Below are 22384 nucleotides of genomic sequence, written 5' to 3'. Positions count from 1 at the left end.
TCCAACATAACGAGTATCATGGCGTACCGCCTCAACCCCGGACAGCCCGTCACCGACAGTGTCAGACAGGTCGGCACGGATCAAATCGACCGTGTCCTGAAGGGATTCTCACCCAAAGCCCGCAATGGCAACGCCGTGCATGAGGCCCGCAAGGCCATGAAGCGGCTGAGGGCGCTGCTGCATCTGGTCAAGCCCGCCATGCGCAAAGAGGATTTCCGCCGCCAGGAGGCCCAGATCAAGCAGATCGCCAAGCTGCTGTCGGGCATGCGCGAAATCCAGGCCGCGCTCGAGACCATCGCCAAGCTGGAAGCCTATGACGAAGCCGGGGAGTGTTCCGCGATCTGCGCCGCCCTGCGCGCCCGCTTCGAGGCACGGTGCGCCGCCGCCCAGAAAAGCCTCAACGCCTCCGGCGCCGCCCAGACCCGCAAGCTGTTGCGGGAGGCGCGGCAAGGCTTTGCCGAGCTCGAGCTCGAGCATGACGGGTTTTCCGTGATCGCCGCGACGCTGGAGACCGATTACCGCAAGGCGCGCCGGACCTTCGAGCGGGCCTATCGCCTCGAAGAGGACGAGGCCTTCCACGACTGGCGCAAATATGTCCAGCGCCATTGGCGGCAATTGATCCTGGTCGCCCCCGCCTGGCCCAAGGCCATCCGCCCGCATATCGCGCTCGCCCGCGCGCTCTCCGAAATCCTCGGCGACGACCATGATCTCTCGGTGCTGGTCGAACTGGCCCGCGCCGAAGCCGAGCCGCTTGGCGAGGAGCCCGACCTCCTGGCCTTCGAGGCGCTTTGCCGCCGGCGGCAATCGCTGCTGCGCGAGGTCGCCCGCGACATGGGCGCCCGGCTGCTGGCGGAAAAGCCCTCGTCGCTCTCGGCGCGGCTGAGCGCCTATTGGGCGACCGCCTCGCGCATCGACAAGCAGGATCTGGCCGGCGACGACGAGACCTCCGACAACGTCATTGCTTTGCGCTGACCGGCTCCAGCCGGTTCTCGGCGAAGCCCAGCGGCAAGGCCGTCGTGTATTTGATCTGCTCCATGGCGAAGCTGGAGCTGACATCGTTCAGCGCGATACGCTCGATCAACTGCTTGTAGAAGCGGTCATAGCTCTCGATGTCGGGCACGCAGACGCGCAACAGATAATCCACCTGCCCGCTCATCCGGTAGGCCTCGACGACTTCGGGGAAATCGCGCAGCACGGCGTGAAATTTCTCCAGCCATTCCATATTATGCGCGCTGGTGGTGATGGCGACGAAGACGGTGACGCCGACATCGACCTTTTTCGGGTTCAGGAGCGCGACGCGGGACTCGATGATGCCTTCCTGCTCCAGCTTCTGGATGCGCCGCCAGCAGGGCGTCGTCGACAGCCCGACCTCCTTGGCGATGTCGGCGACGGAGACGGTGCAGTCGCGCTGAAGAATGCGCAGGATGTTGATATCGATCGCATCGACCATAAGCGCCCTATGAGCATAGAATTGCGTGAAGCCCCACATTCGCGGCAATAATAAGCATGTCCGCCGCGAGTTTCCAAGGAATTTGGATTTTTTTGCTACGGCAACTCAGGCGGGGAGAAGCAGCCGTCTGACTTCCGCGCGCAGGTAAGGCAGCACCTCGGCCGCGAACCAGGGCTGGCGCCGCAGCCAGCCATTGTTGCGCCAGGACGGATGCGGCGTCGGCAGGTAGCTGGTGCCGCCCCCGGGGGAGAGATAGTCGCGCCAATGCGCCACGGTCTCGGTCAGCGAGCCCTTCACGCGGCCGCCCAGATGCCAGCTTTGCGCATAGGAGCCGACCAGCACCACCAGCTCGAATTGCGGCAACGCCTCGAACAGGCCCGCGCGCCAGGCGGGCGCGCATTCCCGGCGCGGCGGCAGGTCGCCGCCCTTGGCATCGAGCCCTGGGAAGCAGAAGCCCATCGGCACGATGGCGATGCGGCTGACGTCGTAGAACTCGTCGGACGTCACGCCCAGCCAGTCGCGCAGCCGGTCGCCGGAGGCGTCGGTGAAGGGGGTGCCGGAGGCGTGCACGCGCGTGCCCGGCGCCTGACTGCAAATGCACAGCCGCGCCGTCCGGCTGATGCGGAAGACCGGGCGCGGCTCATGCGGCAGCGGCGCGCCGCGCGGCGCGTCGCGGCAGATCCGGCAGGCGCGGATGCGCCGGGCAAGCGCCGCCAGCGGCTCGCCGAGCCCGGTTTCGTCCAAAAACCCGTCCTGGACCGTCAAAAGTCGATCACCATGCCATCATCGGCCATCAGGCAGCGCTGCCCGTCCACATCGCCATGCCGCGCCAGCATCGCCTCGCTCATATGGGTGAGCACCAGCTTCTTGGCGCCGATGCGGTCGAAATGCTGCGCGATGGTCAGATAGTCAAGATGCATCGAGAGCTTGAAATCATATTGATAGCACTCGATCAGGTAGAGATCGGCGTCCTTGCCCGCCGCGACCACATTGTCCGACCAGCCCGCATCGCCGGAAAAGGCGAACACCTTGCCGTCCATCAGGAAGCGCAGCGCGTGCGAGGGAGAGCCGGAATAATGGTTCACCTCGAAGGGCATGAGCTGGACGCCGCCGATGGTGGCCGGCACCCCGGCGCTGACTTCAATGAAGCGCAGCTCGAAATCGCGCTTCATGTCCAGCGAGCGCGGATAGAACACTTCGCAGGCAAGCCGGAAGCGGGCTTCGAGGCCGGGCGGCCCGATCAGGGTCAGCGGCTCCTGGCGCGCCGCCGGAAAGATCGCGTCGAGCAGCAGGAACGGCAGCCCGCCAATATGGTCGCCGTGCAGATGGCTGATGAAAATATGCGGGAAATCATTTGAGGACAGGCCGGCGCGCTTCAGCGCAGGCAAGATCGCCGGACCGCAATCGAGCAGAAATCGTGTTCCGCCGCTTTCGAGCATGTAGCAGCTCGGAAAGCGGCCGCCCGAGCTGAACGCATCGCCCGAGCCAATGACAGTCAGTCGCATGACATTCTCACGATTTGCCAAGCCGGCACCACCCTGGCCGGACCGATGGCGGAAATTCGCCCCGATCCGCCGCAGGCCGTGCCGGTCCGCCAGCCGCCCGCCCGCAGCGACGCTACGGGCCAAACGACCGGCATTATTAGATTTTTTTTCCCCGCCGCTGTAAATCCGAAACCTTGCATTTGAATTATGTGCCGGTTCGAATTGCGTCCGCTTGTGGCATTTCTGAACTGCGGGATTTGCAGGCCGCCCAGCATGATCGCCGTGCTAGCTTGCGGCAAGTCCGCGCCCGACCGGGCTTGACCGCGCCAGCTTTCCCGGCAAGGTCGAAGGCGAACCGAACGGAGACTGCCGCATGAAAATCGTCGAGATCCGCGAGGCCGTCGTGCCGATCGCATCCGAAATCCGTAACGCCTTCATCGACTTCAGCAAAATGACGGCGAGCGTCGTCGCCGTGGTGACGGATGTGGTCAAGGACGGCAAGCCGGTGATCGGCTACGGCTTCAACTCGAACGGGCGCTATGCGGCGAGCGGCCTGCTGCGCGAGCGCTTCCTGCCGCGCCTGAAGGAGGCCGCGCCTGAAAGCCTCTTGAGCGAGGCGGGCGACAATCTCGACCCGCATAAGATCTGGCGCACCATGATGATCAATGAAAAGCCGGGCGGTCACGGCGAGCGCTCGGTCGCCGTCGGCACGGTCGACATGGCGGTATGGGATGCGGTGGCCAAGATCGCGGGCGTGCCGCTCTACAGGCTGCTCGCCGAGCGCCATGGCGACGGCCAGCCGGACGAGAAGGTCTTCGTCTATGCCGCCGGCGGCTATTACTATCCCGGCAAGGACGACACCGCGCTGCAGGACGAGATGCGCCGCTATCTCGACATGGGCTATTCGGTCGTGAAGATGAAGATCGGCGGCGAGAGTCTGGCCGACGATCTGCGCCGCATCGAGGCGGTGATCGCGGTGACGGGCTCGGGCAAGAAGCTGGCGGTCGACGCCAATGGCCGCTTCGACCAGGAGACCGCCGTCGCCTATGCCAAGGCTTTGGCGCCCTACGATCTGTTCTGGTACGAGGAGGCCGGCGACCCGCTCGACTACGCGCTCCAGGCCGAGCTCGCCCATCATTATGACGGCCCGATGGCGACGGGCGAGAACCTTTTCTCGCACCAGGATGCCCGCAATCTGGTGCGCTATGGCGGCATGCGCCCGGACCGCGACTGGCTGCAATTCGACTGCGCGCTCTCCTACGGCCTCGTCGAATATTTGCGTACGCTGGCGCTGCTGCCCGATTACGGCTTTTCCTCGCGCAACTGCATCCCGCATGGCGGCCACCAGATGTCGCTGAACATCGCCGCCGGGCTGCATCTGGGCGGCAATGAGAGCTATCCGGGGGTTTTTGCGCCCTTCGGCGGCTTTGCCGACGGCATCCGCGTCGAGGACGGCTATGTCAGCCTGCCGCAAGCGCCGGGCGTCGGCTTCGAGGAAAAGGCCGCGCTGATCAAGACCATGCGCGAAGCCACCGGCACCTGAGGCGCGGGCCTGCCGCGCGACGATACTGTCATACCCGGCGGAAGCGGGAACCCGTTACGCCGCAGCAATCGTGTCTAGCGCAGAGACCGCCGCAAGGGTTGGCCTTTTACTGGCTCCTCGCTTTCGCAGGGATGGCACATGTTTGTCCGGTGAGGCGTGGTGCCGCCGCTGCGATCCGATCGGTTTTTCCAAGGCGGGGCCGGTTCAGACGGAGAGAGAACCCAAGCCCGTAAATCCAAGCCTCAGCCGAGTTCCCTCTCCCATGGGGAGAGGGTTAGGGTGAGGGGGTAATCCCTATCGGTAGGGCACAACCTCGCCTCACCGATAGGCATTACCCCCTCACCCGGCACGCTGGCGCGCGCCGCCCTCTCCCCATGGAGACCTTTGCATATCGAAGGTCCTCTCCCCGTCGTCCCGGACGGCCGCCAGGCCGAGCCGGGACCCAATCATATTTCCGCTATTGCTGCGGCAAGTGGAGAGGCGAGTGGGCCCCGGCTCTAACGGCCGGGGCGAAGGAATCGAAGTTTTGCAAAGGTCTCCCATGGGAGAGGGCTAGTCGCGGCGCAGGGCGAGGCCGAGAAAACGCCGCCTGCCGCTTCCATCTCATGCGATCCCGCTCTGGAACGCGGGGGCGGCGAGGCGCTGGGCGTAGTCGCGCAGGTCGCGGGGCCAGTTCGCGATCTGCGCGGCGAAGCGCCCGGCATCGGCGGCGAACAGGGCGCGCGTGGCCTCCTCCATGCCGGGCTGGTTGCCGGCCATCGCGGTCATGAACCGGTAGGCGGCGGTCTGCGCGGCGCGGATGCGGTCCCGGCCCTCATGGGCGCGGCGGGCCTCGTCGACCAGCTTGCGCAGCGCCACCGACGCGCCGCCCGGCTGAGCGTTCAGCCAGTCCCAGTGGCGCGGCAGCAAGGTGACTTCGCGCCCGGTCACGCCGAGTTTTGGGCGGCCGGGCCGTTTTGCGCCCGGCTCCGTCTCCGCCGCGCCGCCGTCCGGCCCGTCGGCGGACAGAATCTGGCCGGCGCGCGCGACCACCGCCGCGACACTGCCGCGAAAATCCAGCTCGACAATACCGGCGGAGCGATCGTCGAAGATCAGGATTTGCGCCATCTGGTCGGCGTCGAGCGCCGCCTTCGCGCTGGCGGCGACCTCCTCCAAGCCGCCCGACGCAATGCATCGCGTGCCGTCAAAGGCGGTATAGTTTCGCTGCGTGGTCATGATAGCCCTCTCCTCGCTCGGATCGGAGGGTTTTACCCGGATGAAATGGCGCCGTCAATATTACCCGGGTATTATTCCCGCGATCAATTCGTCTTGGTCACCACGCGGGCGAGGCGGGGCCGGAAGAAGGCGTTGCCGGAAATGTCGATGGTGCCGATGAAATGGCTGAGCGCGGGCCGGAAATTCTCATATTCGGCCTCGACCGCGATGATGCTCGAATTGGCCTCGGTCAGCCCCGCCCTCGGCAACGCGTAGGCGCTTCCGGCAGCGGGAGCGCCGGCTCCGCTGCTCCAGAGCACGGTGGTCGCGGTATTTTGGGCGTTGGCGACGACCGACATGATCCGCACGCGCAAGCCCGTCGTGGGATAGGGCCGCATGAGCTGGTTGGCGATGGTCACGATGTCGTCGAGATCCTGGCTCGTCACCGAGGCGCGCTGCGACACCAGATCGGCGACCGTCGCCGCCACATTGTCGACCTTGCGCTTGATCGAGAAGGCCTCGCCGAATTCCACCATGCCGATGAACATGATGATCATGATCGGGAAGATCAGCGCAAACTCGATCAGCGCGAGGCCGTCCTCGCCCGCCCGCAGCGCGCGGCCTGCCCGCCTGAACCGTTCCCCGAGCCTCATCCCCACCCCCATCGGCGACGCTTAGCCCGGCCAAGGTTCGTTCTGGAACGCGGCCGAGGCGCGCAGCAGCCGGTTGCCGCTTCCCATGTTGGAGAGGCTGGCGGCGGTCATCGGCGTGATCAGCGGCCATTCATAGAACGTGGTCACCAGCACCAGCGAGCGGGGACCGCCCGGGCCCCACGGCCCGTCATTCAGCAGCTCGCCATCCGAATCGGTCGAGGGCTCGACGACCGCGCGCTGCATCTCGGCGAAGCTGGTGAAGCTGCGGACGTCGACCTTGAGCCTTGCCTCGCATTGGGCGAGCAGCGACACGCGGCTGCAGACCAGCGCCTTGAACGCGCCGCGCCGCATATTGGCGGCGGCGACCTGCCCGGTGCGGATCTCGCGCGCCGCCTGCTCGGTGGCGTTTTCGAGCTCGTAATTGCCCCAAAATACCAGCCCGACCTCGATCGTGCCGAACAGCATCAAAAGGAACGGCACCGCGATCAGCGCGAATTCGACCATCACGGCCCCGCGCTCGCCGCGCAGACGCCGGAGCCGCAGCCGGCGCAACAGCCCAACCCTCCCCGCGCTCCGCCCGGACCCCAATCCGCTTGCGCTCATCGTCAGACCCCCGTCTCAACGCCTTGCCCACCGATATTATGGATTGTTTTAGCCGCAAGCCGGGTCGGGCGCAATGCACGGGGCGGATACCAGAATAGCCATCGGAGGTACACCCGCCCCCTTTCAGTTGGGTTGGAAACCCCTTCGCTTTGCGTTATGTAAACTCATTGGGGTAGGGGCCGGCGCCATGCGCCGGGGCAAAGATGGTGGGGATATTGTGCCGGTTGATCCGGCGCTGGCGGCGTGACGAACGCGGCGCGGTCTTGATCCTGTTCGCGCTGGTGGTGCTGCCGCTGTTGATGATCATCGCGCTGGTGATCGATTTCAGCCAGTCGCTGGTGGTGAAGCGCCAACTGACCGCCGCTGTCGACAGCGCCGCCCTTGCCCTCGGCTCGCTGCCGCAGATCAAGGAGCCGGGTCCACTGAAGGCGAAGGCGGAGGAGTATATCCGGGCCAATTACACCGCCGCCGCGATCGGCGACCTCACCGGCTCGACCGCCGTCCGAAACGGCGATTCCGTCACCGTCACCGCGACCGCCACCGTGCCGACCGCCTTCATGGGGCTTGCCGGCGTCAATTCCCTGACCGTGAATGTCAGCTCCACCGTCGTGCGCAGGGACACGAAGCTCGAAGTGGTGATGGTGCTGGATAATTCGGGGTCGATGAATGACCGTCCCGGCGTCGGGGAGCCGGCCAAAATCGAGTCCCTGCGGTCGGCGGCGAATACGCTGGTGGACACGCTGTTCACCGGCATTCCAGCAGATTCCGATCGCGTCAAGATCGGGCTGGTGCCGTTTACCGGCGGGGTCAATGTGAAGGATGCCTATGCCGTCGCCGGCTGGGACGCTCCCAACCCTGCGCCTGCCCTCAATCAACTCGATCGGGTTCATCCGGCGGCGCTCAACTACGCCCTCTTCTCGGATCTGGACAAAGGCAAGACGCCCCCCGAAAGCACCTGGAGCGTTTTAGGCACGATGGGAACGGGCGGCCAGATCGGCACCTACTGGAAAGGCTGCCTGCGATCGCGCGCCAATCCCTATGACACCGACGACACGGCGCCCGCCCCGGGCAATGCCGACACGCTGTTCTCCGCCTATTTCAACCCCTATGACGGCAGCCGCAAAAACGCTTACCGGGGCGACACGGGTGACGATCAAAACTTCAATTGTCCGGCGGCCCGGGTGCAGCCGCTGACCAGCGATAAAGCCGTGATTCAGACCGCGATCAAAAACATGGTCGCCGAGGGCAGCACCAATATTCCGGAAGGGCTCGCCTGGGGGTGGCGCGTAATCTCGCCGACGGCGCCTTTCACCGAGGGGGCCCCCTACAGCGCGCCCGACACCGTAAAGGCGATCGTCGTGCTGTCGGATGGGGCGAACAATGTCAGCGGCTTTTTCTCCTCATATGGCGAGGGCAACCGCGACAACGCCCAGATCGGCCCGAGCGTGAATGCGGGCCTGGACGCGAAAATGAACGAGGTCTGCACCAACATCAAAAAGAATTGGGATGATGATGACGGCGACCAGGACATCGTCGTCTACAGCATCGCCTTCAATGTCTCGGGAGACATTTTGAACCGCATGCGCGATTGCGCCAGCGAGCCGAAGAACTTCTTCAACTCCCCGACGGCCGAGTCATTGGAAAACGCGTTCGCCGCCATCGCCGCCAGCCTCAACCAGCTTCGCCTCACGCAATAGGCGGCGCTGCCCGAGCGCTGCCGCGCAAGCAAGGCCGCAGTAACCATCGGCACTCCCGCCGAAGACCTGCCCCTGCCCGCGCGGGAATATCGGCCACGGAAAAACTATTCGCCGCCCTCATACTTGAATGACAGCTTCAACTTGGTCCTGAATGCCGTGATCGAGCCGTTCTCGATGACGATGTCGTTGGCCACGACTTCGGCGACGCGCAGATCGCGCAAGGACTGGCCCGCCCGCTCCACCGCGACTTTCGCGGCATCTTCCCAGGATTCCGTGCTGGTGCCGATAATCTCGACGATTTTATAAACACTGCCAGGCATAGTCGCCTCCTGTTCTTTTGAACGCCGGATTATTTCTAGGCGTCCTCCCAAGCTTGCTAGCTTAGTCCTTTTTCACGATTGGCCAAGCGCGTAAATAAAGCGTGAGCGGCGGCGCTCATCGCCGCGCGGCCTCGCCATCCCGCCATTGCTTCTGCTAAAACTCTCGTGATTTAAGTCCGCGCCGACCCGTCACCTGCCAGGAGCTTTCGCATGACGCTTTCCCCCGCCGCCGGTTATGTCTTCGATCCGCCCGCCGTCGCGGCGCTCCCTGTCGCGGGTACGGAAAACTTGTTCCCGGTCCACCGCATCTATTGCGTCGGCCGCAACTACGCCGACCACGCCATCGAAATGGGCCACGACCCCTCGCGCGAGGCGCCATTCTTCTTCCAGAAAAATCCCGATTCCATCCTGCCGCCCGGCCACGATTTCCCCTATCCGAGCGCCACGCGCGACGTGCATCACGAGATGGAACTGGTGGTGGCGCTCGGCGGCGGCGGCGTCGACGTGCCGGTCGATCGGGCGCTCGATCTGGTCTTCGGCTATGGCGTCGGCCTCGACATGACGCGGCGCGACCTGCAGGGCGAGGCCAAGAAGGCCGGCCGCCCCTGGGAAGTCGGCAAGGCCTTCGAGGCCTCCGCCCCGGCCTCGGCGATCGTCCCGGCAAGCCGGATCGGGCACCCGGCGTCGGGGCGCATCTGGCTGGAGGTCAATGGCGCGGTGAAGCAGGACGGCGACCTCGCCCAGATGATCTGGAAAGTGCCGGAGATGATAGCCTATCTCTCGGGCCTGTTCCGCCTGCAGCCGGGCGATCTGATCTTCTCCGGCACCCCCGCCGGCGTCGGGCCAGTGGTGCGCGGCGACCGCCTGCGCGGCGGCGTCGACGGCGTCGCGGAGATCGCGCTCGGGGTAGTGTGAGCGGGGCGTCGGTTCCCGAGCGGGATGGGTTTAGATAAGGCGCGCAAGACGATAATGATGTCATTCCCGCGAAAGCGGAATCAGTACGCCGCAGCAACCGCGTTTTGGGCAATGGGCAAGGGCAGACTTTGCCCTTTACTGGATCCCCGCCTTCGCGGTGAAGCTCTTCGCCTACTGCGGCGCGATGTTCGCGCGCACCCAGCTTTTCAATGCGTCTTCCGCCAGCGTGCCGGAGGCGAGGCGCATCATGATGTCGGCCGCGTCATGCTCCCTGGCGTCGAGATAGAAGCCGTTGAGTTCCAAGACGACGCCGAGCGCAATCAGCGCGATGCGCTTATTGCCGTCGACGAAGGCGTGGTTGCGGCACAGGCTGGCGCAGACCGCGCAGGCCACATCCACCGCATCGGGATCGTCGCCCGCATAGGCCAGGATATGATCCGCCCGCGCCAGCGAGGCCTCGAGCGCGCCGCGATCCCGGAGGCCGGGGGCGCCGCCAAAGCTTTCGATGCTCTCGGCATGGAATTCGATCAGCGCGTCGGCGTCGGGCAGCTTCACTTGGCGAGAGCGGCGAGGGCGCGGGAATAGCGGGCCATGAACCGGCGCCCGATTTCCAGCACCGCCGCACGGTCGCTGTCGGCCTTGGCGATGACGACGCGGCCACCATCCGCCTCGACGGTGACATCGTCGCCGCGCGCCAGTCCGGCACCGCGCAACACCTCGCGCGACAGCGTCACGCCGGTCGAATTGCCGATGCGGGTCAGCTTGGTGACGGTCTTTGCGTTGGGCATGGCGAACTCGCGCGTCGAAACGGTGAGCTACTATGTAATAACTCACGTCATTACGTCAAGCTGCGGCCACTCACCCGCCCACCGGCCTAGAATGAATCCTTCGCCCCGGACGCCGCGAAGCGGTGAGCCGGGGCCCAATCGCCTTGCGGCTCGGCATTGAGTTGAGGAGCGGCCAATGGGTCCCGGCTCGCTCGCTTCGCCGGCGAAATCAAAGATTTCGGGCAAATCGGCGTCCGGGACGACGGCTGTGCCTCACCCGACTGCCCGGCGCGGCTCCGGGCGGGGCGCTGCGGCGGCGCGGTGGTCGCGGATGACGGCGAGGAAGATATCGCCGTATTTTTCCAGCTTGCTCTTGCCGACGCCGTGGACAAGTTCCATCTGGGCGCGGGTTTCCGGCTTCAGATGCACCATGTCGAGCAGGCTGCGGTCGGCGAAGATGACATAGGCGGGAACGTGCTGCTCCTTGGCGAGGCCCTGGCGCGCCGCCTTCAGCGCGTCGAACAGCGCGCGGTCGGCCTCGCCGAGATTGCCCTGCGGCACGGGCGAGCGCTTCGCGCCCGCCGCCTTGCCGACCGGCGCGTTCATGGTCTCGCGGCGCAGCTCGACCTTGGCCGCGCCCTTCAGCACCGTGCGGCCGAAATCAGTCACCGTCCAGCGGCCATAGCCCGCCACGTCCATCGACACCACGCCTGCCCCGTAAAGCTGGCGGAAAATCGAGCGCCATTCGTTCTGCGAGCGGTCGCGGCCGACGCCGAAGGTCGGCAGGCGGTCGTGGTTGAACTGCCTTGTCTTGTCGGTTTCCTCTCCGCGCAGGATGGCGATCAGATGTTCGGTGCCGAAACGCTCGCCGGTGCGCAGGATGGCCGACATCGCCTTCTGCGCCTCGATGGTGGCGTCGACGACCTCGATGCCCTCGATGCAGAGATCGCAATTGCCGCAAGGCTGCGTCGTCTCGCCGAAATAGGAGAGCAGGGTCTGACGGCGGCAGCGCGGCGCTTCGCAGAGCGCGATCAAGGCGTTGAGCCGCTGCTTCTCGATGCGCTGCTGCTCTTCCGAGGCGTCGCTCTCCTCGATCTGCACCCGGCGCAGGCGCATATCGTCGAGCCCGTACAGCGTCATGGTGTCGGCGGGGAGGCCGTCGCGGCCGGCGCGGCCGATCTCCTGGTAATAGCTCTCCATGCTTTTCGGCAGATTGGCGTGCATGACGAAGCGCACGTCGGGCTTGTCGATGCCCATGCCGAAGGCGACGGTCGCCGCCATGACGATGCCGTCCTCCTGCAAGAACTGGTCCTGGCTGCGCGAGCGTTCGCCCTGCTCCATGCCGGCATGGTAGTGCTGCGACTTGATGCCTTTCTCGCGCAGGAAGGCGGAGAGATCCTCGGTCTGGCGGCGCGAGGCGCAATAGATGATGCCGCATTCGCCGCCTTGCGCCTTGACGAAATCGAGGATCTGCTTCTTCGCATTGGCCTTGGGGCGCATGGCGAGGCGCAGATTGGGGCGGTCGAAGCCATGCACGAATTGCCGGGGCTCGCGGCTGAACAGCCTCGCCTGGATTTCGGCGCGGGTCGCCGCGTCCGCCGTGGCCGTCAGCGCGATGCGCTGGACATTGCCCAGCGCATTGGCGGCCTCGCCGATGGCCATATATTCGGGGCGGAAATCATGCCCCCATTGCGAGACGCAATGCGCCTCGTCGATGGCGATCAAGCTGACATTGCAGCGGGCGAGCAGGTTGCGCGTCTCCGGGATGGCCAGCCGCTCCGGCGCGAGATAGAGGATGCGCAAGCTGCCATTGGCGAGCCGCGTCAGCGCCTCGCGATTCTCGCCGGACTCGTTGCCGGAGGACAGACTCGCGGCGGCGACGCCATAATTCTGAAGCTGCGCCACCTGGTTGCGCATCAGCGCGATCAGCGGCGAGACGACGAGCGTGACACCCTCGCGCAGCAGCGCCGGAAGCTGATAGCACAGCGACTTGCCGCCGCCGGTCGGCATGACGGCGAGCACATCGCGCCCAGACAGCACGGCGTCGATGATCTCCCACTGTCCCGGCCGGAACGCCTTGAAGCCGAAAGTGGCATGAAGCTGGGCTTCTGCTTGGTTCAAATCCGCCATTGGCACGCTGGTTTGGCCGAGTCGAGGGGGCGAGGAGAATCATGTCTAGCCGAGCCCGCGCCGCCGGGCCAGCCGCGAGGCTATCCGGGTGATTACGGGCTGTGGACAAACCGGGCGGCGGGATGCTTGCCAGGTGATCGAGGCAGGAGCAAGCCGGGCGCGGTGTCACGGTCAGGCCGCATCATTCCAACCCTTGCCATGGAGACCTTTGCAAACCGCCAAACCCAATTCCATCGCCCCGGTCGTCAGACCCGTGGCCTACTCGCCTCTCCGCGAGCATGGTGCTGGTTGTTGGGCCATTGGGTCCCGGTCCGGCCTGACGGCCGCCCGGGACGACGGGAGGAGAGGCGTAGGCGCTGGATGAAAGGGGCCGCGAATTGCGCCAAGCCCCAAACTCCGTCTCACCTCACCGCGCCTAGTCGCGCGAGGCGAGGCAGGGGTCGAGGATGATCCGGTCCGGCCCGGCGATCTGCATGCCGCCGCCGAAGCGCACCACATCTCCCGCCGCCATGCCGTTGGTGCTGTAGGTGACGCAGGTCACCGTCATGCCCGGCGCCCTGCACATCACCAGGAAGGCCAGCACGCCGTCGAACGTCACCTCGCTCAAGGCCCCCTCGATGGCCAGATCGATGCGGATATCCCCCGAGGGCGCCTTCTTCGACCAGTCCGCGATGGTCTCGCAGGTTGCCGTCAAATCGGGCGCCTGGTCGCCATAGGCGAAAGGCGTGTTCCTCAGCTCGACCTCGGCGGCGAGGGCCGCGCCTGCAGCGATCAGGGTCTGCACGCCAATCAGCGCCGCTCGGAATGCGGATGCTAATTTCAATATCTGCCTCATGTTTTTGGGGATTTTCCGTTTACTAGGGCATCATCAGCCAAATGGCCAGCGCCGTGCCGGCGGCCGCGCCGCGCTTGGACCGGGGCCGCGAATTTGCGTAGAGTTCGCCAAAGCCAGCAGATTTGAGCCTCCTCATGCATGCCAAAACACCGCCCTTCGGCGCGCTCGACGGCCTCACCGTGATCGACGTTACCGTGATGCTGGCCGGTCCTTACGCCAGCATGATGCTGGCCGATCAGGGCGCGCGCGTGATCAAGATCGAGCCGCCGGGCGGCGAGGATGCGCGCCGCGTCGGGCCGTATCTCGGCGGCGCGCTGCCGCCGGAGCAAGGCGGCTACGGCGCCTATTTCGCCTCGATCAACCGCAACAAGGACTCGGTCGTCATCGATCTGAAGCAGGAAGCGGGCAAGGACGTGCTGCGCCGGCTGGCGGCGAAAGCCGATGTGCTGATCGACAATTATCGCGGCGGCGTCATGGAGCGGCTGGGGCTGTCATACGAGTCGCTCGCCGAGGCCAATCCGCGCCTTGTCTATGCCGCACTGCGCGGCTTCGGCGACAGGCGCAGCGGCGAGAGCCCCTATGCCGCCTGGCCCGCCTACGATCCGGTCTCGCAGGCGATGGGCGGCATCATGGGCATCACCGGCGCGACAGCCGGCGGGCCGCCGACCAAGATCGGGCCGGGCGTCGGCGACATCATGCCGGCGATGTTTTTGGCCTTCGGCATCGCGGCGGCGTGCTGGCGGGCGCAGCGGACAGGGCGCGGCCAGTTTCTCGACATCGCGATGGTCGACGGCGTGCTGGCGGTGTGCGAGCGGATCGTCTTCCAGTACAGCGCGACCGGCATCGCGCCGAAGCCGGAGGGGAGCGGCCATCCCCTGCTCTGCCCGTTCGGCCTGTTCCCGGCCAAGGACGGCTTCGTCAGCCTCGGCATCCCGAAGGACGAGTTCTGGGCGCCGTTCGTGCGGCTGATGGACCGCCCGGAGCTGGCCGGCGATCCGCGCTATGCGACCAACGCCGCCCGGCTCGAGAGGCGCGACGAGGTCAACGCGCTGATCGGCGCATGGACGGCGGCACGGACCAAGGCCGAGCTGGCGGCGGCGTTCGGCGGCAAGATCCCGTTCGGCCCGGTGCTGCAGGCGGACGACATTTTCGCCGACCCGCATTTCGCCGCACGGACCATGCTGGCCGAGGTCGAGATGCCCGGCGCGGATCGCCCGCTGACCGTCGCCAACACGCCCTTGCGCCTGTCCGAGACGCCGGGCGGCGTCCGCCGCCGCGCGCCGCTGACCGGCGAGGATACCGATAAGGTGCTGGCGGAATTCGGCTTCGACACGGGCGAGATCGCGCGTTTGCGGGAAAGCGGCGCGGTCGGGTGATCGAGCGCCAATCCGGTGGACACGGCCGAACTCCGCCCGCACACTCTCGGTAAAATGTCGACCGGGAGGAGGCGCCGATGAGCGAAGTCAAGCACCGCACGATCGAAACCAACGGTTTGCGGATGCATATTGCCGAGCAGGGCGAAGGCCCGCTGGTCATCCTCTGCCACGGCTTTCCCGAGAGCTGGTATTCCTGGCGGCATCAGATGCGGGCGCTCGCGGAGGCCGGCTTCCGCGCCGTCGCCCCCGACATGCGCGGCTATGGCCAGACCGAAGCGCCCGCCGAGATCGAGAAATACACCCTTTTGCATCTGACCGGCGACATTGTCGGCCTCGCCGACGCGCTCGGCGCCAAGACCGCCGTGATCGTGGGGCATGACTGGGGCGCGCCGGTCGCCTGGCACTGCGCGCTGCTCCGGCCGGACCTCTTCCGCGCGGTGATCGGCCTCAGCGTGCCGTTCATCCCGCGCCGGCCGAACCCTCCGACATCGACCATGCCGCAGGACGAGGCCTCGCTGTTCTACCAGCTCTATTTCCAGACGCCGGGCGTCGCCGAGGCGGAATTTTCCCGCGACCCGCGCGCCACGCTGCGGCGCGTCCTCTATTCCGGCTCGGGCGACATTCCGCGCCGGAGCGGCTCGCCGAGCGGCCTGTCGGGGATGGTGCCGCGCGACGGCGGCTTCCTGACCCGCACCAAGGACCCGGAAGTCCTGCCCGCATGGCTGAGCGAGGCCGACCTGGACTTCTACGCCGCCGAATTCGCCCGCACTGGCTTTCGCGGCGGCCTGAACTGGTACCGCAATATCGACCGGAGCTGGGAGCTGCTGGCGCCCTTCGCCGGGGCCAAGGTGAGCGTGCCCGCGCTCTACATCACCGGCGAGCGCGATCTCGTCGTGCAGTTTCGCGGCATGGACCGGCTGATCCCGAATCTGAAGCTGTTCGTGCCGCAATTGCGCGAGACCATTATGCTGCCCGGCTGCGGCCACTGGACTCAGCAGGAGCGCCCCGCCGAGGTGAACGCCGCGATGCTTGAGTTTTTGCGGGGGTTGCCTGGGGTTTAGCGCCCATCCGGCGAGGCTCCGCCCAACCCACGGCACGACCGTCCCCTCTCCCATGGGGAGAGGGCTAGGGTGAGGGGGTAATGCCTATCGGTTCTTTGCCGGCTCTCAAGCACTCCGAGACACCGCAGCGCATCATCCAAACTCCGTCGCCCCGGCCGAAGAGCCGAAGCCCACTCGCCTCGCCTCTTGCCGCAGCGCTCGCGGATATATGATTGGGTCCCGGCTCACCGCTGCGCGGTGTCCGGGACGACGGGGAGAGGGTGTGCCGCGCGAGGGTGCGAATGAGCGGGCCTGCCCTGCCGATTGTTTGTAACCCCCTCCCCCAGCCGGGAGCGATCCGTCGCGCGTCGAGGGCGGAGGGTCATTGCATTGGTCGGCCGGCGGCAGGCTCGCCCATCAATCCAGCCCCCAGATGCGGGGCTCGGCGAATTCCAGGGCGTTGCCTGCCGGGTCGCGGAAATAGATCGAGCGGCCGCCCTGGGGCCATTCGAAATCAGCCTCGATGGCGACGCCCGCCGCGCCGAGGCGCTCGCGCCAGCGCTCGATCTCGGCGCCGCTGGCCCGAAAACACAGATGCCCCGGTCCGGTCGCGCCATGCGGCGGCACGGGCAGCGCGCCGGGTGGCGGGGCAAGGCTCGTCTCGGCCGGGTTGAAGATCAGCAACACCTGGCCGCCGCAGCGGAAGAACACATGCCGGCTGCCGGCGCGGGCGATGCGCTCGAGCCCCAGAACATCGCCATAAAACCGCTCCGCCGCGTCCAGATCGCCGGCATAGAGGATGGTTTCCAAAATTGCGGTGGGTTTCATCGCGCGGCTCCTTTGCAGCCTCCCGGCTTTGGCGCTATTTGCGCTGAGGCAAAAACCTGTCAGACCGTGACGCGCCGTCAACCTTGGGAGTGAACCCGCATGCCGAAGCCGCGCCGGATCAGCCTAACCGAGATCGCGGGGCTTTGCTGCGCGCTTGTCCTGGCCGCCGCTCTCGCGCGCCCCGCCGCCGCCCAGGACGCCGCGCTCGGCATCGACGCCGCCCGCCAGCGCGCGCTCGAACTGGTCAACGAATCGCGCCGCGCGCAGAAATTGCCGCCGCTGGCGCTGGAGCCCAAGCTCAATCAGGCCGCTATGCGCCACGCGCTCGACATGCTGAAGCGTAATTTCTATGCCCATAACACGCCGGAGGGCAAGACGCCCGCCGACCGCTATCAGGCCGTCGGCGGCAGCAAATGGATGCTGACGGCGGAAAACATCGCCCGCTGCGAGACCTGCCGCCCGCCCGTCACCGACGCCGTGCTGCGCCGGCTCCAGGACGGCTGGATGAACAGCCCCGGCCACCGCGCCAATATCCTGCGCAAGGGCCTGACGACATTCGGCTACGGCATCGTCATGGACGCCAAGGGCGGCATGTACGCGGTGCAGAATTTCGCCGGACCCGGCACCTCGGATGATGCGAAGGGCCCGGCCGATGGCGGCAAGGCGATCCCGCAGGAGGAGCAGGCGCAATTGGCGCTCGAGGCGATCAACAAGGAGCGCGGCAAGGCGGGCCGCGCGCCGCTGAAATTCAGCCAGGCACTGACCCAGGCGGCGCGCGCGCTGGCGCCGCCGTCTTCCGTCTCCACCTTCGGCCAGCAGAAGCCGCCGCCCTTGTTCGACCTGATGCCGGATTCCGAGCGGGAAAATTGGGATGGGCTGGCCATGGTCGCGGCGATCTGCGGCGGCTGCGGCCTCGCCCCGGCGGCGGCCGATGTCGGCCGCTTCACCGCCCAGTGGTTCCGCAATCCCAGCTATTCGGAGACGCTGCTCGATGCCGAGAGCACCCATCTCGGCTTTACCGTCTCGGCCAATGGCGAGGGCAAGAAAGTCGGCATCGGTTTACTCGGCAAAGCCAACTGAGCGCGCTTGACTTCGCCTCCCGCCGCGACCAATTCTCCGGGTGACATTTAGCCCGGCGGCTTCGCGCATTCGGAGCCGCCCGCCCGCCAAAACGGTGGGCGGTTGCTGCTCCGGCGCCGAAAGGATGGCGGCGCACGGCTATTTGTGCATATTAGCGGTGCGGAAATCTGCATAAAGAGCGCGTATTGTCGGCGCATGGCCGGCGGCGCCCAGCGTATAATGTCGGGCGGATCGCCAGAGGGTGCGGACCGGACGCTGGTTGAGCGTTGGGCCGCTTTGCCCGAGCCCGCCGGGAGCCTGTCGCCTGGACATGTCCATGAGGCGCCTCCTGCTGGTCCTAACACAGGAGACGTGATGGCTAAGGAAGAATTGCTGGAATTTGAAGGCGCAGTGACCGACGTTTTGCCGGATGGGCGGTTCCGCGTTCAGCTCGACAACGGACATGAGATCGTCGCCTACACCGCCGGCCGCATGAAGCGGAACCGGATCAAGACCATTGCCGGCGACCGGGTGACGGTCGAGATGACGCCCTATGATCTGGAAAAGGGGCGCGTGGTATTCCGGCACAAGACCGAATCGGGCCCGCGCCCGGGCGGCGCGCGGCCGCAGCGCAGCGGCGGCGGCGGACCTCCCCGGCGTCGGTAATATCGTCGCGCTTGGCTTGAGCCGGAATTGGGCCGCCGGTGGGCTTTGCGCGGTTTTGGATGAGAACGGCGTCGTGCCGTGAGGATGATCACGCGATTTTGGGGGAAATCGCCGATGGCGGAGCGGCCCTGTGTTCCCGGCCTATTCAAGACGCGAACGCGCCGCCGATGCCGTTGTGCATGTGGCGGGAATTGCCTTCGGCATTGCCGGCACCGCCGCGCTGATGCTCGCGGCGCTCGGCCAATTGTCCACGCGCGATGTCACCGGCCTGCTGATCTATAGCGCCGGCATGATCGTGATGTTTTCGGCGTCGGCGGCCTATCACATGGTCGATCGGCCCCGGCTGAAAGGATGGCTGCGGCGCGCCGATCACGCCGCCATCTTCGTCATGATCGCCGGCAGCTACACGCCCTTCGCGCTCAGCAAAATCGGCGGGCAGACGGGGCTTTTGCTGCTGCTGGTGGTGTGGACGGTGGCGGTGCTGGGCGTTGCGGTGAAATTGCTGTTTCCGCGCAGGCTGGACAAGATTTCGGTCGCGCTCTATCTCGCCCAGGGCTGGATGATCGTCTTCGCCATGGGCCCGCTGCTCGAGGCCCTGCCCGACACCAGCTTCCTGCTGCTGGTCATCGGCGGCGGCATCTACAGCGCGGGGGTGATCTTCCATCTGATGGAGCGGATGCCGTTCCACAATGTGGTCTGGCACGTCTTCGTGCTCTGCGGCGCCATTGTGCAATATGCCTCGATCTACGGCGCCGTGATCCCCTAGATCACATGGATCAATCCAAAATCATGACCAGTGATCTCGGTCTTATATTCAGAGAGGGCTGACGGGCGGTAAACCCGTATCGCCTTTACCTCATCCCGCTCTCATCAAGGCGAGGTGCGCCGGATGGCGCGGCCGAAGGCGCCGGGCAGGCGCTTTTCGACGCTGGCGAACACGGCGTTCAGCCTTGGATGTTCGAGCCGGGCCCGCCGGATGCGGCGCGCGGCGGTATCGCTGACCGAAATCAGCAGCGCGCAGCCCGCCAGCAGGAAAATCGCCGCGCCGAAGGGGATCGGCGTCGGGAGGATGATGAGACCGATGAGAATGAGCAGGATGGCGACGCCAATGAGAGCCAGCCTTATCATTCAGATCCTATCCTCAGCCTATGTGAGTTTTGCCGCGTCATTGCGCCATTATCGGCATGGATTATGAACGCGGGCGGTCGATTTCCCCAGCCTCAGCGGCTCTTTAGCGGCCGCTGTCTAAAAATATAGCATAATTGGCGGCGAAGGCTCACGGAGAATCCTCCGAAATCCGCTCCCCGGCACAAGCTGCGGCTTCCGGGGCTCAGATCCGGCCCGGACCGCGCCAGCGCGGACGCAGATCCTCGCTGGTCAGCGTGTCGCCGTTGAGGCTCGAGGTCGAGCTCACGCCGGCATCGCCGCCCCAGCCCTTATGGCGGGGATAGCGGGCCGGGTCGAGGCTGGACTGCTCGTGACGCCGGCTGGCAATGCCGGTCTCGCGCAGCATGTCCTCGATGGTCTGCGCCGTGTTCTTCAGCTTCTGCACGAAGCCGCTGGCGATCGATGAGGTCTTTTCGCAAACCTCGGGATTGCGGGTGCAGAAGCTGCCGATATCGGCGGCGGTACGCTGCACGGTTGCATACAGCTCGTAGCGTTCCTGGCCATTGCTCGGCAGCAGGAGCAGAACGACAGTCATCCAGAAGGCAGCTTTGACGAAAAACATGACGACGCTCACCTTTAACCGCGTAACGAAGCCTCAGTCTTAGCAAAGCAGCGCTAAGCAAATTTCACGATGGGCGGAGGGTTTTTAGCTAAATGTTTTTTGCGCACAGGACCGTCTCGGCGTTTTTGTTGTGGGCGCTGGCGCGTCAGCGCCCGGCTTTCAAGGCGCTGGGAAAAGAGCGTTAAGCCAACCTTTACGCTTTCCCGCTTTATTATGCGGGTCGAAGGCAGGTTTTCTTTACGCTGGTGGCATGACACCTCTCCGATTGCGGCTGTTCGGAAGCGCGTTCGTGGCTGTTGCGGCGGCGATCACCGTCAACGCGCTCTATCTGCAGGAAGCGCCCAAGCTTGCCGGCACGGCCGCGCGCGCCCGCCCGGCCGAGCTCGCCCGCGCGGCTCCCGTAGCGCCCGTCCCGGCGCCCGCGCCCGTTGCGGCTGAGACCACCGCAACCGCGACCGCCGCGCTGCAGAAAGAGGAAGTGAAGCCGGAAGCGCCCGCCGCCAGCATCCCGCGCAGCACGCTGGCGCCGCTCGGCAGTCTCGACGCCGTGGTCCGCGATACCGCCCCGCCGCCGCCGGCAAAGCTGGTGCGGGCGATCCAGCGCGAGCTGGCCGGGCGCGGCTATAGCGTCGGCCAGGAAAGCGGGCTTTTGGGCATGCAGACGCGGGCCGCCATCCTCGCCTTCGAATTCGACGAGGGCTTGCCGCTGGCGGGCGAGGCCAGCGAAGCGGTGCTGAAATCGCTGATCTTCGGCAAGGCCGCCGGCAAGCGCGGGCCCGGCCCCGACGGCCGTTTCGAGGGCCGGCAGGCGCTGGTCGCCGGGGTGCAGGACATGCTGGCCCGGATGGGCTACACTTCCGGGCCGGTCGACGGCCAGCTCGACGGCAAGACGCGCGACGCCATCCGCAAATTCGAGAGCGACCGCCATCTGCAAGCCGAGGGCCGGCTGACCGAGCGCGTGCTGCTGGAGATGGTGATCGTGACGGGCCGGCCGTTCGATGCGGATGGGTAGTCCGCGCGGGCTTGGCGCGCCGGCTTGCGGCGGCGTAGACCGCGCTGCCGCGAACAGCCGCCTCTGCCTGACTTGACGCGGAGGCCGCGCTTGTGTCGGGGCGGCGGCGAACCAGCGGTGCCTCGCCAGCGCCGCGCCAAATTCACTTCGAGCGCTGCGCCCGCAAGATCATCGCCATGACCAGGCCTTGGGGGACGAGCGCGACCGCATTGGCCAGGATCAGCGGCCAATTGCCGAGGAAAAGCCCGTAGAGCAGCCAGAGCGCGACACCCGTCACCAGCAGCGTATACATGGTCAGCGACAGGCCGCTAATGTCACGGGTGCGAAGGGTTTTGATGGCCTGCGGGAAGAATGCCGTGGTGGTCAGGAGCGCAGCGAGTGCTCCGACCAGGTCGATCCATGCCGAATTCACGCGCGCTCCTTCGATTGGCCCGGCGTGGCGCACCGTGCGGCGCCGCAATAGCATTGAATGCAGGCCGGCGGAAGAGCGTTTATCTACAGTGGTAGCGAAGGGATCTTTGCAATTTGCGCTACAATCCCTGGCGGAAACCGGGGTCGGCGGGCGCACAGGCTTGATGCATAAGCGGAAAGCGCACGCGAGCCGCGCCCCGCTCTCCGCCCCGGCCTATCGGCGCGGACCGAAGCGGCGGAAAAATTCATGGCGCGGGTGGCGCTGGAGACCGTAGAGCAGCGCGATCGGCGGCACGTCGTCGACGGCGGGGATGCCGAGATCGAAGAGAATGGGCCGCGTATCGGGGTTCGGCACTTCCAGCAGCGCGTCCAGGAAGCTCTTGGGGTTGCGCCGCGCCCGGCGATAAGCCACCGCATCCTCGGGCCCCGTATAGAGCGCCTCGAATTCCCGGCTATAGACCACCCGGCGATGCGCCCAAGCGGCGCGCGGCACCTGCTGTACATAGGCGATGCCGTGGAAATTCGGCGCCTTGGCACGGCGGCGGGGCTGCGAAGCCTCCGCATCGCCGGCTTGCAGGCCGATGGCGACGAAGCCGATGCCGATCAAACGCCAAACCATTACCATCGGATAATCTCCGGAATGCACCGCAGTCACGGAGAAGGCCGATAGGG

General features: G+C 66.1%; 26 protein-coding genes. 10 read left to right on the top strand and 16 right to left on the bottom strand.

Annotated elements, in window-relative coordinates:
* Window positions 1-18: 18 nt before the first annotated feature.
* Window positions 19-972: a CHAD domain-containing protein gene (locus BLEFHOIH_RS13015; protein WP_170937143.1), complete on the top strand. Its 954-nt coding sequence runs from the start codon at window positions 19-21 to the stop codon at window positions 970-972.
* Here BLEFHOIH_RS13015 and BLEFHOIH_RS13010 read toward each other — a convergent pair.
* The 3 genes from BLEFHOIH_RS13010 to BLEFHOIH_RS13000 form a co-directional block, all read right to left on the bottom strand.
* Window positions 956-1450 carry an Lrp/AsnC family transcriptional regulator gene (locus tag BLEFHOIH_RS13010; protein ID WP_088346264.1) on the bottom strand — a complete coding sequence of 165 codons (495 nt, stop codon included), beginning with the start codon at window positions 1448-1450 and terminating at the stop codon, window positions 956-958. The genes BLEFHOIH_RS13015 and BLEFHOIH_RS13010 overlap by 17 nt on opposite strands.
* Before the next feature lie 105 nt (window positions 1451-1555).
* Window positions 1556-2194: a uracil-DNA glycosylase family protein gene (locus BLEFHOIH_RS13005; protein ID WP_088346262.1), complete on the bottom strand. Its 639-nt coding sequence runs from the start codon at window positions 2192-2194 to the stop codon at window positions 1556-1558.
* Between the two features lie 17 nt (window positions 2195-2211).
* Window positions 2212-2955 (bottom strand): MBL fold metallo-hydrolase, encoded by a 744-nt coding sequence (locus BLEFHOIH_RS13000; RefSeq protein WP_125461692.1) that lies wholly within the window; start codon window positions 2953-2955, stop codon window positions 2212-2214.
* A gap of 352 nt (window positions 2956-3307) precedes the next feature.
* On the opposite strand from BLEFHOIH_RS13000, the gene BLEFHOIH_RS12995 reads away from it, so the two are divergent.
* Complete coding sequence (locus BLEFHOIH_RS12995) at window positions 3308-4477, top strand: mandelate racemase/muconate lactonizing enzyme family protein (RefSeq protein WP_088346081.1); 1170 nt, start codon at window positions 3308-3310, stop codon at window positions 4475-4477.
* A 603-nt stretch (window positions 4478-5080) separates the two neighbouring features.
* Here the strand turns inward: BLEFHOIH_RS12995 and BLEFHOIH_RS12990 are convergent.
* The 3 genes from BLEFHOIH_RS12990 to BLEFHOIH_RS12980 all read right to left on the bottom strand — a co-directional run bounded on the left by BLEFHOIH_RS12990 (window position 5081) and on the right by BLEFHOIH_RS12980 (window position 6876).
* On the bottom strand, window positions 5081-5692 hold the full coding sequence (locus BLEFHOIH_RS12990) for a DUF2239 family protein (protein WP_088346080.1): 612 nt from the start codon (window positions 5690-5692) through the stop codon (window positions 5081-5083).
* An 83-nt stretch (window positions 5693-5775) separates the two neighbouring features.
* Window positions 5776-6324 (bottom strand): TadE/TadG family type IV pilus assembly protein, encoded by a 549-nt coding sequence (locus BLEFHOIH_RS12985; protein ID WP_170937142.1) that lies wholly within the window; start codon window positions 6322-6324, stop codon window positions 5776-5778.
* Window positions 6325-6345: 21 nt separating this feature from the next.
* On the bottom strand, window positions 6346-6876 hold the full coding sequence (locus BLEFHOIH_RS12980; protein WP_170937141.1) for a TadE/TadG family type IV pilus assembly protein: 531 nt from the start codon (window positions 6874-6876) through the stop codon (window positions 6346-6348).
* A gap of 266 nt (window positions 6877-7142) precedes the next feature.
* Here BLEFHOIH_RS12980 and BLEFHOIH_RS12975 point away from each other — a divergent pair, with 266 nt between their 5' ends.
* Window positions 7143-8624, top strand: a complete 1482-nt coding sequence (locus BLEFHOIH_RS12975; protein WP_170937140.1) for a pilus assembly protein — start codon at window positions 7143-7145, stop codon at window positions 8622-8624.
* Between the two features lie 104 nt (window positions 8625-8728).
* Here BLEFHOIH_RS12975 and BLEFHOIH_RS12970 read toward each other — a convergent pair whose 3' ends face one another.
* Window positions 8729-8944, bottom strand: a complete 216-nt coding sequence (locus BLEFHOIH_RS12970) for a dodecin family protein (RefSeq protein WP_088346073.1) — start codon at window positions 8942-8944, stop codon at window positions 8729-8731.
* A 210-nt stretch (window positions 8945-9154) separates the two neighbouring features.
* Between BLEFHOIH_RS12970 and BLEFHOIH_RS12965 the strand changes: the two genes are divergently transcribed.
* Entirely contained in the window at window positions 9155-9859 is a 705-nt protein-coding gene (locus BLEFHOIH_RS12965; protein WP_088346071.1) for a fumarylacetoacetate hydrolase family protein, read from the top strand.
* A 171-nt stretch (window positions 9860-10030) separates the two neighbouring features.
* On the opposite strand, the gene BLEFHOIH_RS12960 is transcribed toward BLEFHOIH_RS12965, so the two are convergent.
* From BLEFHOIH_RS12960 to BLEFHOIH_RS12945, 4 genes are all read right to left on the bottom strand, one after another.
* Window positions 10031-10414 (bottom strand): type II toxin-antitoxin system death-on-curing family toxin, encoded by a 384-nt coding sequence (locus tag BLEFHOIH_RS12960; protein ID WP_088346069.1) that lies wholly within the window; start codon window positions 10412-10414, stop codon window positions 10031-10033.
* A complete protein-coding gene (locus tag BLEFHOIH_RS12955; protein WP_088346067.1) occupies window positions 10411-10647 on the bottom strand; it encodes an AbrB family transcriptional regulator in 237 nt (78 codons plus the stop codon). The genes BLEFHOIH_RS12960 and BLEFHOIH_RS12955 overlap by 4 nt, the downstream gene beginning before the upstream one ends.
* 252 nt (window positions 10648-10899) lie before the next feature.
* Complete coding sequence (gene recQ, locus BLEFHOIH_RS12950; protein ID WP_088346065.1) at window positions 10900-12756, bottom strand: DNA helicase RecQ; 1857 nt, start codon at window positions 12754-12756, stop codon at window positions 10900-10902.
* A 415-nt stretch (window positions 12757-13171) separates the two neighbouring features.
* Window positions 13172-13540, bottom strand: coding sequence for a hypothetical protein (locus tag BLEFHOIH_RS12945; protein WP_088346062.1), 369 nt, complete (start codon window positions 13538-13540; stop codon window positions 13172-13174).
* 185 nt (window positions 13541-13725) lie between these two features.
* Here BLEFHOIH_RS12945 and BLEFHOIH_RS12940 point away from each other — a divergent pair, with 185 nt between their 5' ends.
* Together BLEFHOIH_RS12940 and BLEFHOIH_RS12935 are read left to right on the top strand one after the other, a co-directional pair.
* Window positions 13726-14967, top strand: a complete 1242-nt coding sequence (locus BLEFHOIH_RS12940; RefSeq protein WP_088346060.1) for a CoA transferase — start codon at window positions 13726-13728, stop codon at window positions 14965-14967.
* A 77-nt stretch (window positions 14968-15044) separates the two neighbouring features.
* The gene (locus BLEFHOIH_RS12935) at window positions 15045-16028 is read left to right on the top strand and encodes an alpha/beta hydrolase (RefSeq protein ID WP_088346058.1); all 984 of its coding nucleotides are present in this window, start codon (window positions 15045-15047) and stop codon (window positions 16026-16028) included.
* A gap of 396 nt (window positions 16029-16424) precedes the next feature.
* Here BLEFHOIH_RS12935 and BLEFHOIH_RS12930 read toward each other — a convergent pair whose 3' ends face one another.
* Window positions 16425-16835 (bottom strand): VOC family protein, encoded by a 411-nt coding sequence (locus BLEFHOIH_RS12930; RefSeq protein ID WP_088346056.1) that lies wholly within the window; start codon window positions 16833-16835, stop codon window positions 16425-16427.
* Window positions 16836-16934: 99 nt separating this feature from the next.
* Between BLEFHOIH_RS12930 and BLEFHOIH_RS12925 the strand changes: the two genes are divergently transcribed.
* From BLEFHOIH_RS12925 to BLEFHOIH_RS12915, 3 genes are all read left to right on the top strand, one after another.
* Window positions 16935-17915, top strand: a complete 981-nt coding sequence (locus BLEFHOIH_RS12925) for a CAP domain-containing protein (RefSeq protein ID WP_088346054.1) — start codon at window positions 16935-16937, stop codon at window positions 17913-17915.
* A gap of 354 nt (window positions 17916-18269) precedes the next feature.
* On the top strand, window positions 18270-18560 hold the full coding sequence (gene infA, locus BLEFHOIH_RS12920; RefSeq protein WP_088346053.1) for a translation initiation factor IF-1: 291 nt from the start codon (window positions 18270-18272) through the stop codon (window positions 18558-18560).
* Between the two features lie 130 nt (window positions 18561-18690).
* Complete coding sequence (locus BLEFHOIH_RS12915) at window positions 18691-19326, top strand: hemolysin III family protein (protein WP_088346052.1); 636 nt, start codon at window positions 18691-18693, stop codon at window positions 19324-19326.
* A gap of 104 nt (window positions 19327-19430) precedes the next feature.
* On the opposite strand, the gene BLEFHOIH_RS12910 is transcribed toward BLEFHOIH_RS12915, so the two are convergent.
* Both BLEFHOIH_RS12910 and BLEFHOIH_RS12905 read right to left on the bottom strand, forming a co-directional pair.
* Window positions 19431-19688, bottom strand: coding sequence for a hypothetical protein (locus tag BLEFHOIH_RS12910; RefSeq protein WP_088346050.1), 258 nt, complete (start codon window positions 19686-19688; stop codon window positions 19431-19433).
* Between the two features lie 202 nt (window positions 19689-19890).
* Complete coding sequence (locus BLEFHOIH_RS12905; RefSeq protein ID WP_125461691.1) at window positions 19891-20289, bottom strand: DUF5330 domain-containing protein; 399 nt, start codon at window positions 20287-20289, stop codon at window positions 19891-19893.
* Between the two features lie 250 nt (window positions 20290-20539).
* On the opposite strand from BLEFHOIH_RS12905, the gene BLEFHOIH_RS12900 reads away from it, so the two are divergent.
* A complete protein-coding gene (locus BLEFHOIH_RS12900) occupies window positions 20540-21301 on the top strand; it encodes a peptidoglycan-binding domain-containing protein (RefSeq protein WP_088346046.1) in 762 nt (253 codons plus the stop codon).
* A gap of 142 nt (window positions 21302-21443) precedes the next feature.
* Here the strand turns inward: BLEFHOIH_RS12900 and BLEFHOIH_RS12895 are convergent, their stop codons facing one another.
* Both BLEFHOIH_RS12895 and BLEFHOIH_RS12890 read right to left on the bottom strand, forming a co-directional pair.
* Window positions 21444-21713, bottom strand: coding sequence for a SemiSWEET transporter (locus tag BLEFHOIH_RS12895; protein ID WP_245296994.1), 270 nt, complete (start codon window positions 21711-21713; stop codon window positions 21444-21446).
* A 213-nt stretch (window positions 21714-21926) separates the two neighbouring features.
* On the bottom strand, window positions 21927-22337 hold the full coding sequence (locus BLEFHOIH_RS12890; RefSeq protein ID WP_125461690.1) for a hypothetical protein: 411 nt from the start codon (window positions 22335-22337) through the stop codon (window positions 21927-21929).
* Window positions 22338-22384 lie beyond the last annotated feature (47 nt).

The sequence above is a fragment of the Rhodomicrobium sp. R_RK_3 genome (assembly GCF_002198715.1).
Classification (GTDB): domain Bacteria; phylum Pseudomonadota; class Alphaproteobacteria; order Rhizobiales; family Rhodomicrobiaceae; genus R-RK-3.
This window is presented reverse-complemented; position numbering and strand designations above follow the sequence as displayed.

Excerpts from the sequence above, each read along its gene's own strand:
- BLEFHOIH_RS12935 (WP_088346058.1), top strand. The coding sequence starts at position 15,045 with ATGAGCGAAGTCAAGCACCGCACGATCGAAACCAACGGTTTGCGGATG.
- BLEFHOIH_RS12900 (WP_088346046.1), top strand. The coding sequence starts at position 20,540 with ATGACACCTCTCCGATTGCGGCTGTTCGGAAGCGCGTTCGTGGCTGTT.
- BLEFHOIH_RS12965 (WP_088346071.1), top strand. The coding sequence starts at position 9,155 with ATGACGCTTTCCCCCGCCGCCGGTTATGTCTTCGATCCGCCCGCCGTC.
- BLEFHOIH_RS12995 (WP_088346081.1), top strand. The coding sequence starts at position 3,308 with ATGAAAATCGTCGAGATCCGCGAGGCCGTCGTGCCGATCGCATCCGAA.
- BLEFHOIH_RS12940 (WP_088346060.1), top strand. The coding sequence starts at position 13,726 with ATGCATGCCAAAACACCGCCCTTCGGCGCGCTCGACGGCCTCACCGTG.
- BLEFHOIH_RS12970 (WP_088346073.1), bottom strand. The coding sequence starts at position 8,944 with ATGCCTGGCAGTGTTTATAAAATCGTCGAGATTATCGGCACCAGCACG.
- BLEFHOIH_RS13010 (WP_088346264.1), bottom strand. The coding sequence starts at position 1,450 with ATGGTCGATGCGATCGATATCAACATCCTGCGCATTCTTCAGCGCGAC.
- BLEFHOIH_RS12905 (WP_125461691.1), bottom strand. The coding sequence starts at position 20,289 with ATGTTTTTCGTCAAAGCTGCCTTCTGGATGACTGTCGTTCTGCTCCTG.
- BLEFHOIH_RS12985 (WP_170937142.1), bottom strand. The coding sequence starts at position 6,324 with ATGAGGCTCGGGGAACGGTTCAGGCGGGCAGGCCGCGCGCTGCGGGCG.
- BLEFHOIH_RS12955 (WP_088346067.1), bottom strand. The coding sequence starts at position 10,647 with ATGCCCAACGCAAAGACCGTCACCAAGCTGACCCGCATCGGCAATTCG.
- BLEFHOIH_RS13015 (WP_170937143.1), top strand. The coding sequence starts at position 19 with ATGGCGTACCGCCTCAACCCCGGACAGCCCGTCACCGACAGTGTCAGA.
- BLEFHOIH_RS12910 (WP_088346050.1), bottom strand. The coding sequence starts at position 19,688 with ATGATAAGGCTGGCTCTCATTGGCGTCGCCATCCTGCTCATTCTCATC.
- BLEFHOIH_RS12925 (WP_088346054.1), top strand. The coding sequence starts at position 16,935 with ATGCCGAAGCCGCGCCGGATCAGCCTAACCGAGATCGCGGGGCTTTGC.
- recQ (WP_088346065.1), bottom strand. The coding sequence starts at position 12,756 with ATGGCGGATTTGAACCAAGCAGAAGCCCAGCTTCATGCCACTTTCGGC.
- infA (WP_088346053.1), top strand. The coding sequence starts at position 18,270 with ATGGCTAAGGAAGAATTGCTGGAATTTGAAGGCGCAGTGACCGACGTT.
- BLEFHOIH_RS12990 (WP_088346080.1), bottom strand. The coding sequence starts at position 5,692 with ATGACCACGCAGCGAAACTATACCGCCTTTGACGGCACGCGATGCATT.
- BLEFHOIH_RS12930 (WP_088346056.1), bottom strand. The coding sequence starts at position 16,835 with ATGAAACCCACCGCAATTTTGGAAACCATCCTCTATGCCGGCGATCTG.
- BLEFHOIH_RS13000 (WP_125461692.1), bottom strand. The coding sequence starts at position 2,955 with ATGCGACTGACTGTCATTGGCTCGGGCGATGCGTTCAGCTCGGGCGGC.
- BLEFHOIH_RS12890 (WP_125461690.1), bottom strand. The coding sequence starts at position 22,337 with ATGGTAATGGTTTGGCGTTTGATCGGCATCGGCTTCGTCGCCATCGGC.